Below are 12,348 nucleotides of genomic sequence, written 5' to 3'. Positions count from 1 at the left end.
GCCGGCCGGTGTCGACGGCGACGGGCTGGGCGCGGCGATCGGCACCTTCCGGGCGGCCCGCGCCGCCGACCGGTCCGACGGCGAAGTCCCCCGCGGGCTGCGGGCGATCGCCGTGGACGGCAAGACGCTGCGCGGCTCGCGCACCGCCGCCACCCGGCCGTCGCCCTGCCGGCCGCCATGGCCCACACCGGCGAGGTGCTCGCCCAGCGCCAAGTCACCCACAGGAGCAACGAGATCTCCGCCTTCGCGCCGCTGCTGGGCGGCCTCGATCTGACCGACACCGTCATCACCGCCGACGCGCTGCACACCCAACACGGCCACGGCCGCTACCTGCGCGCCCGCGGCGCCCACTACCTCGCGGCGGCCAAGGCCAACCACCCCGGCCTGCACCGGCGGCTGCGCCGACTGCCCTGGCGCGACATCGCCCTGGACCACTACGCCAAGGAACGCGGCCATCAGCGCATCGAGATCCGCCGGCTGAAGACCGCCGTCTTCGCCCACCTGGACTACCCCGACGCCGTCCAGGCCCTGCAGGCGGTGCGCCGGCGCCGCGACTTGACCACCGGGAAGCTGACCATCGAGCGGCACTACCTGGTCACCAGCCTGCCGCCCGGCGCGGTCGGCGGCGCCCAGCTCGCCGCCTTCATCCGCGGCCACTGGCTGATCGAGAACCGGCTCCACCACGTGCGCGACCGCACCTTCCGCGAAGACGAGTCCAAAGTCCGCACCGGCCGGCTCCCCCGGGCCATGCCAGCCTACGCAACCTGGCCATCGGACCCCTGCGCCAGGACGGCTGGGACAACATCGCCGCCGGACTCCGGCAACACGCGCCGGACTTCCTCCGCCCGCTCACGGCCCTCGGCCGAGCCTGACCAACCCGGACACATCGCGATCATGCAAAGGACCCTGCGGGGGGCGGCGCGGTTGATCAAGCGCTGAGCGCGGCCCGGAGTGCCTTACCCGCGTGGCGCAGCGCGGGCGCAGACGGCTGTGACCGGCGGGTTGCCGACGTGAGGGTGTGGTGACCGTCAACCGCTGGTTCAGTAACGGCAGTTGAGGCCCTCCCGGCGAGGTTGCCAGCGTGATTGATCGGCAATGTACCGGCATCGCATACCGCGAAAGCGGGGGATCCCGACTTGGCACGCTCACGACCGCCCGGACCCGCACTGCTCGCCCGGGCCCTCCTCATCGCCGTAGCGCTGGTGGGCACGCTGCTCTCCGCGCCCGCACAGCAGGCCGCCGCGCAACCGCCGCCGCCTCCGCCACCGACGCAGCCTCCGCCGTCGAACGCGCGTGACTTCGAGCCCTCGCACTGCGCGAACTGGGTGGTCCTGAGCCTGGCCGGCGGGGGACACCAGCTCTCGGCCCAGGAGCCCTTCGGCCATCCGCAGCTCAACCCCTACCTGTGGGGCATCACCGAGGCTCTGGACCGGCACGGCATCGGGTCCTCGCCGCCCAACGTGAACCCTCGCCCTCCGGTCCCGTCCGACGAGCATCCGAACGGCAATTACCTCGTCGACCTGCACGCCTTCCCGTACAACTCCGGCAGGTCGGATTACTGGGCGAACGTGGAGGCGGCCAAGGGCCCGCTCGCCCAGCGGATCGAGTGGTACGACACGACCTGCGGGACGAGCACCAACGTCATCCTCGTCGGCTACTCCATGGGCGCGCATGTGATCAAGCGGGCCATGCAGGAGCCGCTGATGAAGGAGCACCAGGACGTGGTGGCCGGCATCCTGAACATCGCGGACCCCAGCCGGATGAACAATCAGCGCGGGATGGCCGGCCGACCGTACGAGGCCCGCCAGATGGAGACCAAGTCCGGGTCCTTCGAACCGATCAGGATCGACAGCCCGGTCCTCCCCGGTGAGTATGAGCGGCCGTCCGATCCGCCTGCTTCGGTGGAGTCCGACCCTCAACTCGGAGGGGCGCTGGGACGGATCATGGTGCCGGAGGAGTTCTCCGGGTTGGGCGGGAACGGCAGGTACTTCGACATCTGCCGTACCGAGGACCCCTTCTGCAACACCGGAATCCCGCTGACCGCGGACGCGGCGCCGGCGGACATCAACGCGCAGCTCGTCAGGCTCGGTATGGGTCAGGGTCCGCACACGGACTACGAGGACCAGGTCCGCAATGATCCGTACGAGCCCGGACCCACGCCGGTCGAGATGGGCAACCGCGTCGTCTACCGAGCCATCCAGCACCAACAGCACCGCGCACAGACCCCGCCCGGCCCGCCGGTCGCGCCCGGCCAGGGCGGTGCCGGCGGCGGCGCGGGCCCGGTGGCACCACCCCAGGCGCCGCCGCCCCCGGCCGCGCAGCCGGACAACCCGCCGCCGCCGCTGTTCGACCCGAACGACAAGTCGTGCAACCCGCACGGCCCCACCGACGGCATGTCCACCGCCGCGATCCGGGAGGCGTGCGCGGAGGTCGCCGCCGGCACCTGGTACACTTGGGGCGGCGGCCACAGCGTCAGCCCGCCCCAGGCCACCTTCGGGCACGTCGACTCCTCCGACCCCGAGCGCAGCCGGTTCGACCCGCAGCGCAAGGGCTTCGACTGCTCCGGCTTCGTGCGCTACGCGTACTACAAGGCGGCAGGGCACGACATCCTCGGCGACCGCACAGCCTCGCAGATGTACAACGCCTCCTGGCCGGTCCGCATGACGGCACAGCAGGGAGAGGCCGCGCTGCTCCCCGGCGACCTGGTGTTCTTCGGCGGTCCCGGCAGCATCCACCACGTCGCGATCTACCTGGGCAACGGGATGATCGTCGAGGCGCCGCAGTCCAACGAGAAGATCCGGGTGGCCGAGCTGCGCAGCCACGACGACTACGCCGGCGCCGTCCGCGTCAGCGGCCAGGGCGGTGGCGGCGGCCAGGGCAACGCCCCGAACTCCACCTGGGGCACCAACGTCAACACCCACACCGAGCCGGCCACCGGCTCCCCGGTGCACACGACGTTCCCCGGCCCGACCGGCATCCGCATCGACTGCCAGATACGCGCCGAGACAGTGACAGCCGACGGCTACACCAACGACGTCTGGTCGCACCTGCCGGACCACGGCGGCAGCTGGATCTCCAACATCTACGTCAAGGGCCCGGGCTGGCTCCCCGGCATCCCGGCCTGCTCCGGCGACGCCGGCTCACCCGCACCACCGGCCGACGGCGACCCCGGCGGCGAGCACATGAGCTGGGGCACCGACGTGCAGCTGCGCAGCGGCCCGTCGACCGGCACCCCGGCCACCGAGGTGCTACCGGGGCCGACGCAGCTGCGGATCGACTGCCAGGCCCGCGGCGAGCAGGTCACCTCGGCAGGGGTCACCAACGACGCCTGGTCCCATCTGCCCGATCACAACGCCTGGATCTCCAACATCTACATCCGCGGCGGCGCCTGGATCGACGGTGTCCCCGAGTGCGCCACAGAACCGGGCGGCGGCATCGGCGACAGCCCCGACTACCGCGGCACCTGGGGCGACAACGTCCAGATCCGCGCGGACGCCTCGCAGCAGGCACCCGTGGTCACCACGCTGCCGGCGCCGAGCCAGGTGCGTGCGCAGTGCCAGAAGCACGCCCAGACGGTGACGTCCGAGGGCTACACCAACGACGCCTGGAGCTACCTCTCGGACCGCAAGGGGTGGATCAGCAACATCTACCTCAAGGGCGGCGCCTGGCAGGACGGCATCCCGGAGTGCAAGCCGGGCAACCCGCCCCCGACCTGACGGCCCTCACCACCGGAGGCCGCCGCCCCGCACCGGAGCGGCGGCCTCCGCCATGTCCGTTCACCCGTCATGGCGAAGCGCCTGGTTGCGGCTCGCGGCCAGGCCGGTATGGACGACAGCGACTCCGCCCGTATACCCGCTCAGGGCCCCGAGTTCCCCGCCCGGCCAAAAGCCCACCGCCCGCAGCGCCCAGCCGGGCGCATCGGCGAACCACTCGCTGATCGCAGTCAGCGACCGGGCTCCGGCCAGGACCGCGGCGGCGGCCGCGGCCAGCGGGTAGCGCCGCCCGCGCCGATCCCGCGGATCGGGCACGTGGGCGAGGAATCGCTGCAGGTCGACGGCGTCGGCCAGCGGGGCCGGTGCGGCGGCGGAGGCCAGATCGACCAGGCCGGCGGGCATGCGGGAAGAGGAGCAGGCAGGCACGGGCTCGCTCGGTGCTCATGGGACTTCGACACTCCGGACACATCGCGATCATGCAAAAGACCCTGTGCCGGTCCCCGGGCGGTTCGGCGTCGTAAGCAGTTGGAGTGTGCGGACGACAGCGTCATGCTGACCGAGGCGGGCCTGGAATCGCGCGATATCGCGGTAGCTAGAGCTAGGTCCACGAAACAAGGTCGTTGAGAAGCAGCCAAGACCTTCAACGGCAAGCGGGTACTCCCACTGCCCAAGCCCGTTCATAGCGCGCTTGTGGTCTTGCGCGCCCTCCAGAAGAAGGAGAAAGAGCAAGCGGGCGAGGCTACGAGGACTCCGGTTACGTGGTCGTCGCTGCAGAAGAGGAGCACGGCCAAGACACCGGCTCCGCTGAGAAGCCACAGGATGAGCGTGGCTTGTTATGAAGGGGTGTCCAGAAGCGCTCCGTCACTCTGCGACCGTGCGTCGAGATCATCCGTGTTGGTGAGGAACTGCGAGACGAGAGCCGGAAAATGATCAAGGGTCTTGTCTCACGAAGTGTGATCCAAGGCCCTGACCTACGATGACAGTTCATCGAACTGTCGGGACGACAGGATTTGAACCTGCGACCCCTTGACCCCCAGTTGGGTGGTCGATGAGCGGCGTGCGAAGGGTCGTTCTTCGAGGTCAGTGTTCAGCGTACTCGGCCGAGTAAAGGAGTCTGTGTGCTCGGGCCTCCGCCAGGCAGCCTCGTCGCCTCACGCACCGCCTTCCGCTCGTCGAGCGGGAACCGCGAACTCTGCTTTTCCATCGTCTCGCTTCGGCCAAGAGCCAGCGAGTCGGAACATGTATGCGGTCCTTACGCTCTGAGGCGACTCTGGCCCACGTGCCGTCGCGACCCACCTGCTAGTGCGAATCGTTCGAAGGAACGCCTTCGTCAAGCGTCCTGGCCTCCCGGCGCCGTCTGCCCTCGACACCCCTCCGCAGTGAAGCAGCCCCGGATTGGTGGCCGCTCTACGCGTTGACTCCAGACCCGAGTTGGGGCTGCTTAACGCAGAGTCGGCTTCGTGTTCGGCAGGCGGATGTCGGTCGCGGTGCGTAGGTGCTGGTGGTTGAACCAGGTGACCCATTCCGCAGTGGCGAGCTCGACCTCGGCGAACTCCTTCCGTGCGCAGCGCAAAGCTGTTTCCCAAGGCGGGCACCGCTGCGAACGGGCTGATCCGACCGGTCGGCGCTCAGCAAGATCGAGCGTGCAAGCGCCAAGCCACCTTCGCTCGCGAACAGGCCGACACCTGCACGCCGACACGGCCCACGACCGCCGGGACCAATAGAAGACGGTTGCGCGGCGGGCATGTTGGAGTCCGGATCGCCCACAAGGTCTCGTACGTGCCGCGACCACCCTGCTGCAAGCGGCTCTTCCACCTCGCCACACAGGATGGTCTGAGGAACCCCCAGAGGGTGGGCAATGCGAGTAGCGCGACGCGGGTTCAAAACGGCTAGCCCGCCACCATGCCCGGCCTGCACCAGACGGCTGCAGATGCCGACCAACTACCCTCGCTCGCCGCCACCGCGTATGAGAAAGGCCCGCGGCCCGGACTGAGCAACAAGGTCACTCCACGTGATGCCAGGCTCCAGTTGGAGTCATACGGATCGACCAGGACGATCACGGTGCTGAAGCGGCCCATACCGGTCGCGGTCGGCATCTGTCGCCGACAATCCGGTCGGTGTCCGCACGGCATCTGACGAGCCGACTTGGGGATCAGTCGGTGTTCGGACCCCGGCCCGGTAGGTGTCTTGTCCGCAGCCGTATGACGACAGAAGCCAGGCTCGGCGGCATGCGCCTCGACGGTTCGATCGAATCGGGTTACCGCCCCGCCACTTCGATCAGCCCGGCCAACAGACCCTACGGTGACGGCATCATGGCCGGGGCCGGCCCCACGGCAGACGCCTCACCGATGCGGCACGGCAGGCCGAACAACAACACGCGACGGCCTCCCCGGGTGTCGGTGGCAGCAATCACGACGACGGCGACCAGCAGCCGGCCCTCGATCATCCGCACCTCCGGGTGGCTTTGTTGGGCAACCGGCCAGACGGACACGAGTCGATGAGGACATCGGCTCCCGACACGACGCCAGCGGGCGCCAAGACCCAGTCAACCCGGTGACGTGGTCGGCGGAGATGGGATTCAACCAGGGTGAGATCGTCTCCGGGCACACCCGCACCCTGTACTGCTCCGGGCAGACCGCGATGAGCAACGACGGTAAGCCCCCAGCATGACGGTGACATGGCGGCCCAATTGGCGCTGAGCCTCGACAACCTGGAGGCCGTGCTCGGCGAGGCCGGCATGTCCCTCACGAACCTGGTCCGGCTCAACGTCTACACCACCGACGTCGATCTGCTTTTCCAGCACTACGGCATGCTGGCGTCGCGGTTGGGCGCCGCCAGGGTGGCGCCGACCACCACGATGCTCGGGGTGACACGGCTGGCGATCCCAGGCCAGATGGTCGAGCTCGAGGGGACCGCCGTCGCGTGATGCGACCTCGCCGCCTCCCCACTCGTGCCGGTCGAGCCGGCACGAGCAGCAGGCAGCACCGCGTCACGATCGAGCACCTGCGCCCGTTGTGAGGCGTCCTGGTGTCAGCGGTTGGTGTCGTCCGTGCTCAGGGGTGCCTTCCTGCCGTCGATACGGGTGGTCTTCCCCTTCATCGCCGTACCGGAGGAGTCGAAGGGCCGCGTGTGACGGCGCCTCTACGGCTCACCGCGCGTACAGGCCGTGGAGATCAGGAATCCCATACAGTGAAGGTGATCAACAGGCGTGGTGACGCTCTTTCAGGGGGCTCAATGATGTACACCAGCGCGATGTTCTTCTGGCTGGTCTCAACGCAGAGTCGGTCGCCTTTCTGTAGTTCGTCGTTTCGAATGCCGTTCACTCGCTCAGCCGTGGCCTGTAGCGCTGACCGGCATGCATAGTAATCCATCGCGAGACCATGATCGATCTTGACGTATGCGGGAGATCCAGAGGCGGTCAGAATCTTATGGCGCTCCAGGATGATCTCGGCGAGGCCGCCGTCGCGCCGGTGTCCGATCTGCACCTTGGTTTTACCGTGACCCGGATGCCCTGAATCCAGGTCGACCTTGTCTTGATAATTGTTTGACGGGCTGGTCGATGGCCTGAGTACACAGTTGGCGCGCTGGAGCAATATAGCGGGCTGGGAGGCCGAATGCGCAGAGGAGACTGTGACGCGAAAATGAGGGTCAGTCCGGGTCTGTAAAGCTACGGATGGGTAGCACTCTGTGTCACGTTTCGTAGACTGGAGATAGACCGCCCACAAGCCAAATGAGGCGAACGGGATCAAGGTCACGACGATCAGTGCGCCTCGCAGTTTCCTGCGGCGCCTCGAATGAGTTGTGGGCAAATCAGGTTCTTCCGACCGCTCGAGCAAGCGGTCTTGGTGCAGAGTGTGGCGGAACTGATAGCGATCTCCGAATTGACGCAGCACGTTTTTGTCGTAGGCGTCGTCGAGAAAATCCATGAGACGCCATGGTGTCTCGCCATGAGCAGCGAGCCATGCCTGAGCGATAAGGAAGTGCACCCACGCCATGCGAGTCCCGGCAGCAACCGCGAACCCGACCCCAGTCGTGAATCCTGCGGCAAGAACCGGGGGGAGGTCAGTCGGCCTGATCAGCACCTCGACGATCCCAGCCGCCAGGCCGCCGGCGATGACCCCGACCATGAGCATGTTCCAGAGGGCTGCCTTGCGGTCACGATCAAATGCGGACGAGGGGCGGGTGTCGTGGGTTGCGCGGCGGCTGCTCTTGGTCCGCCGGGCGTCCGCGATTGTGTTGGTCAGCCACGCGACCGCAGTCGAGGTCGGGGCGACCGCGCAAGCCACCAATGTCGCCAGCACCCCTGCCTTGATCCCGTACAGAAGCCAAACTGCGGCACCGAACAAAAGAGCGCCCAGGAGGCCAGGGAGTGCCCCATCGAAGAGCCTGCGCAGGGAGGGTTTGAAACCCCTCTGAACTTGGATCATCAATGCTGAAGGTGACGGCGGGTTCTTGGCGGCGAACCAGCCAATGACCGCAGCGACGATCCCAGCGACGATCCCGAGCCCGATGCCGACACCGACAATGTTCCCTACGGCCCAGACGCCGGCCTCGATTCCGCCCGCCGGACCGAGCGCGCGGCCTGCTTCGACTCCGTTGCTGATTCCGATCGCGAGCGTCACCCCGAGCGTGGCCAGTAGGCAGCCGACGATCCCCGACAGAAGTCCTGTCACGTAGGGGGGCGTGGCCTTGGCCAGCTCCCACCAAGCAAGATCCCTGGTCTTGAGGCGCTGCTGTAACTGGGCAAGGGAGGTTAGCCAGTGCTCCGCTTTTTTATCCTTCATTGACCGACCTCGCTGGGGAAATTGGGATAGGGGCCCGTCGGAGTACACTGCCGGGATGAACTGATCGAGCAAATGTCCCTCGATGCTCCTGCAGTCGGCGAAATCGAGCAATTCGGAGGGGTCGTTCTTCCGATGGGCGTAGATGATCCGCGCCAGCCAAACCATGAGAGGTGTGGACAAGGCTTCGACCAGCGGGCCGAACGGGTCTTCCTGCAGGCGGGCGAAGACCTGATCCCACTTTGGGAGATATTTGGGGTGAGTCGCCCTGCCCAGGTGTTTCTGAACCTCCTCAACAGGCACAGACTGTAATTCGAGTACCGGGGCGCCATGCAGCACTGGGTAGTCCGTTCCGTCTTCCCATTCCCCGGTGACAGCTTTTTCGTATTCCGGCATCCGGCAGGTCAGTACCACGGGTCGGCCATCGGCATTGAGCTTCGCCACCACCATAGGCTGCAGAGGTTCCGCACACTCGTCCAGGCCATCGAGAATTGGGAGTACACGCCCGGTGCGCACTAGCCGCAGCGCGAGCCGTATAGCGCGTTTGCGCCCCATCCGTCCGGTCACGCCGAACGCCTCACCGTACAGATCGACCAGCCGGAGTGCGATCCAGTGATCCAGGGACTCGTTGTGGTCCATGGCCCCCGAACCCAATGGCAGAACCACCGGTACGGCAACCTTCTTGCGCCCTGCCGTCTCCCGCTTCGTGCTCCGGCCGTCCAGCAGGAGGAGGGCAAAGTTGATCACTACTCCGGTCTTGCCTGCACCCGCCGCGCCCACGATCACCAGCCGCCGCTTCGGTAGCCGCTCGAACTCTTGGATCACCTTGTCCAACTGGCCCGACGAACACGCCGCCGCCCAGCTCACGCCCACGGCATCGCTGTCAAATATCTCTTCGATGGAATGCCCTACGGGGCGATCAGGTATCGAGAACGGCACCAGCAGTTGATCATGGAGCCCGTGGTGCTTCTTCTGCTGCCGCAGTTGCTCCTCGACCACCTCGGCCAATCTGTCGGAAGACTCGTCGAGATAGTCCGGCGAGTGCGGATCCCTTCCTCGCCACTCGGGTCCGCGCACATTGACGTTGATCAGGGTCCCGGTATTGGCGGTGGCGTTCTCGCCCTGAGCCATCGCCGGCCCCGTATCACTGACCTTGCTTCTGACCCGCCAACGCGGCATGTGCCCGCTTCCGGCCTTCATGGAGTCGAGGGAATGCCCAACTCCCCGCTGCTTCGGTCAAGTCAGGTTGATTCCGCTGCTGGCATTCCCGCCATCGGATGCGTCCGCAGCTCCGGACCGCTCCACGTCCATACTTCCCCGAAGCCCCGTGACCGGTCCGGTCAGGCCGGTGTTGGCGCTGCCGCCCGGTCCGCTGCGCGCAGGTCCGCTGCCCGAGACACGGATGCTCGTCTCCGGCCTCGAACTCGATCCGGGAAGGGCCGCCCACACCGCCACCCCTACGGCGGCGACCGCGGCCAACGCCGACAACACCGTGGCGGTCCAGCTGGATTTCGTCATTGCGAGCAGTCCACCCGTCGCGGCTACGGCAAGGCCCGTCACCACGATCACTACACGCCGTGCGGTCATCGCTGCTCTCCATCCCCCAGGAGAAGGGTCCGAGACTGGGTCCCTGCTCCCCCCATGGCAATTCAGTTACACCGGACACTTGTTGAGCACCGGCCGATCGAACCGAGCCAGTCGCTGCGGCCTCGCGGTACGCAACGAGTGAACGCAACTCCAGTCACGAAAGTGGTCAAGACCGAACACCCTCGGGGGACGGCAACCTCGGGGGCCACAAGTCCGCCCAGAATGGTGCTGATCGTCGGCCCGTCTCCGTAGCCCTGGATCTGCGGTCTGTGCTGCAGCCCGTCGGCGAGGTGGTGTTCCATGCAGGAAGGGGAGGCTCATGGAGTCGCGGCGACTGGACAATTGGGGCTCGTGCGTCGCCGGGGCGCTACTCGGTCCGAACAGCCGCAGATGGCGGGCCGTCGATTGCAGCCACCGTTGGTGGACGCTTGCCGTGTTCTGCTGGCTGGCGATGGTCACGACGCTGGATGCGACGTTGGTCAACGTCGCGCTCCCAGTGATCGGCCGGCATCTGGGCGCAGATGCTGCTGCGCTGTCATGGGTCGTGAACGCCTACACCTTGTCGCTGGCGGGACTGCTGGTACTCGGCGGAGCGATCGCCGACCGCATCGGACGCAAGATCGCGTTATACCTCGGCTTGTTGCTGTTCATTACGGGCTCAGTGGCTGCCGCGGCCGCAGAATCTGTTGCCCTCCTCATCGGTGGACGGTGGGTGATGGGCGCCGGCGCTGCACTCATGATGCCCACCGGGCTTTCAACGATCAGCGCTGTGTTCGTCTCCCACCGCCGGGCTCTCGCCGCCGGAGTGCTGGGCGCGGCCGGACTGATCGGCGCTCCTCTCGGCCCTCTGCTCGGGGGAGCATTACTGGGCCATTTCGGGTGGCCGAGCGTCTTCGCCGTCAACATCTTCCTGGCCGCGCCATTGCTGTTGTCGGCCTGGAAGCTGGTGCCTGAGACCCGTGCCCGAAGGCAGGACGCACGCCCCTTCGACTGGGGCGGCGCGATCCTGGCGACTACCGGCACAAGCGCGGTCGTCTGGTCAATCGTGGAGGCCCCACAACGTGCCTGGCTCGACCCACAGGTGGCGGTCGTCACGGTCGTGGCCTTCGCGCTGCTGACGGCCTTCGTCGTCCGGCAGCGTCGGACACCGCAGCCGATGCTGCCCCTGCGCAGCCTCAGCCGCGTCACGACGGCAGGCGCCGCGGTGCTGTTCTGGTGCTACTTCGCCTTGCTGGGGAGCCTGTTCGCGGTCGCGCAGTACCTTCAACTCGTGCTGGGATACAGCCCACTCGACGCTGGGCTGCGGGTGCTGCCGGTCGTAGCCACGACAGCGATCTCCTTCATTTCCGCAGGCGAGCTGGCAAAGCGTCTGGGGCTGCGGACGGTCGTGTCACTCGGGCTCTTGCTTCTCATCCTGGGGCTCGTAGTGATGTCAGAGGCGACTGCGAGCGCCGGCTTCGGTGTCGTACTCACGGCCTTGCTCCTGGTCGGACTTGGCATGGGCGTCATCCTGCCGCTCGTGCCCACAACGATGATCAACGCGCAGCCCCCCGGGCAGGCAGGCGTCGCCTCAGCGATCGCCGACACCAGCCGTTACCTCGGCGGGGCACTCGGCACAGCAGTCGTGGCCGGCATCACCACAGCACATTTCCGTGCCGCGATGACCGGCCCGGCAGGCACTCCGGTGCCCAGCGACCTCGCGGAAGCGATCGTCATCGCGGGGAACTTGGACAGCGACCATCGCCAGGCTTTGAAGCAAGCGGCATCGACCGCGTTCACCAACGCCATGGCAACCGCCCACCTCATCACCGCCGCGCTGGTCGCGGCAGCGGTCTTGTTCGTGCTGTTCCTACCAGCCAAGAAGAGGAAGGCAACCACCCTGGCCTGACCGCCTGGGTGGGACCGCGACAGCACGGTCGCGCATCTGGCGGGCGAGTTCGGTGCGGAGCCGGCTGAGCTGGTACGCCATCGCGGCCGAGTTCGCGCGGGCGCACTGGCCCGGCGGGGCGGCCAAGACCCGGGACGAGGTCAGCGACCCAGCGCCGACGGACCGGGCGGGGCACTGTGGCCCCTTCCCGGCCGGCGGTATCGGCAGCAGCCACCGTAGGGTCCGCGGTGCTGGACGGACCGCGGACCGTACATGGGGCTGGCGCCCTGGGCCAGGCCCGCGTGGATGGCTCGCGCATGGTGCCGATGCTGCGCGGCGTCGCGGAAATGGACCGCATGCCGGCCGCGTCAGATCAGGGGACGGCGAGGGGATGTTCCGG

The 12,348-nt window shown here is 67.4% G+C and carries 7 protein-coding genes and 1 pseudogene; 4 read left to right on the top strand and 4 right to left on the bottom strand.

Annotated elements, in window-relative coordinates; genetic code table 11:
- Nucleotides 1-177 precede the first annotated feature (177 nt).
- Nucleotides 178-939, top strand: coding sequence for an ISAs1 family transposase (locus AB0I98_RS36965; protein WP_362949514.1), 762 nt, complete (start codon nt 178-180; stop codon nt 937-939).
- Between the two features lie 197 nt (nt 940-1,136).
- Nucleotides 1,137-3,716 (top strand): NlpC/P60 family protein, encoded by a 2,580-nt coding sequence (locus tag AB0I98_RS36960; RefSeq protein WP_362949512.1) that lies wholly within the window; start codon nt 1,137-1,139, stop codon nt 3,714-3,716.
- A 60-nt stretch (nt 3,717-3,776) separates the two neighbouring features.
- Here AB0I98_RS36960 and AB0I98_RS36955 read toward each other — a convergent pair whose 3' ends face one another.
- Nucleotides 3,777-4,115, bottom strand: coding sequence for a transposase family protein (locus tag AB0I98_RS36955; protein ID WP_362949510.1), 339 nt, complete (start codon nt 4,113-4,115; stop codon nt 3,777-3,779).
- Nucleotides 4,116-6,009: 1,894 nt separating this feature from the next.
- On the bottom strand, nt 6,010-6,204 hold the full coding sequence (locus AB0I98_RS36950; protein WP_362949508.1) for a hypothetical protein: 195 nt from the start codon (nt 6,202-6,204) through the stop codon (nt 6,010-6,012).
- An 80-nt stretch (nt 6,205-6,284) separates the two neighbouring features.
- On the opposite strand from AB0I98_RS36950, the pseudogene AB0I98_RS36945 reads away from it, so the two are divergent.
- Nucleotides 6,285-6,639 (top strand): annotated as a pseudogene (locus AB0I98_RS36945) (RidA family protein).
- Between the two features lie 247 nt (nt 6,640-6,886).
- Here the strand turns inward: AB0I98_RS36945 and AB0I98_RS36940 are convergent.
- Both AB0I98_RS36940 and AB0I98_RS36935 read right to left on the bottom strand, forming a co-directional pair.
- Nucleotides 6,887-9,625, bottom strand: a complete 2,739-nt coding sequence (locus AB0I98_RS36940) for a hypothetical protein (RefSeq protein ID WP_362949507.1) — start codon at nt 9,623-9,625, stop codon at nt 6,887-6,889.
- Between the two features lie 105 nt (nt 9,626-9,730).
- Nucleotides 9,731-10,081, bottom strand: coding sequence for a hypothetical protein (locus tag AB0I98_RS36935; protein ID WP_362949506.1), 351 nt, complete (start codon nt 10,079-10,081; stop codon nt 9,731-9,733).
- 433 nt (nt 10,082-10,514) lie between these two features.
- On the opposite strand from AB0I98_RS36935, the gene AB0I98_RS36930 reads away from it, so the two are divergent.
- Nucleotides 10,515-11,969, top strand: a complete 1,455-nt coding sequence (locus AB0I98_RS36930) for an MFS transporter (RefSeq protein ID WP_362949505.1) — start codon at nt 10,515-10,517, stop codon at nt 11,967-11,969.
- The last annotated feature ends 379 nt before the right edge of the window (nt 11,970-12,348 follow it).

The sequence above is a fragment of the Streptomyces sp. NPDC050211 genome (genome assembly GCF_040656035.1).
In the GTDB taxonomy this organism is placed as follows: Bacteria; Actinomycetota; Actinomycetes; order Streptomycetales; family Streptomycetaceae; genus Streptomyces.
The sequence above is the reverse complement of the archived record's forward strand: the minus strand, read 5'-3'. Positions and strand labels throughout refer to the sequence as shown.

Coding starts and splice junctions, on each gene's coding strand:
- AB0I98_RS36965 (WP_362949514.1), top strand. CDS start 178: ATGGCCCACACCGGCGAGGTGCTCGCCCAGCGCCAAGTCACCCACAGG.
- AB0I98_RS36955 (WP_362949510.1), bottom strand. CDS start 4,115: ATGCCCGCCGGCCTGGTCGATCTGGCCTCCGCCGCCGCACCGGCCCCG.
- AB0I98_RS36940 (WP_362949507.1), bottom strand. CDS start 9,625: ATGGCTCAGGGCGAGAACGCCACCGCCAATACCGGGACCCTGATCAAC.
- AB0I98_RS36935 (WP_362949506.1), bottom strand. CDS start 10,081: ATGACCGCACGGCGTGTAGTGATCGTGGTGACGGGCCTTGCCGTAGCC.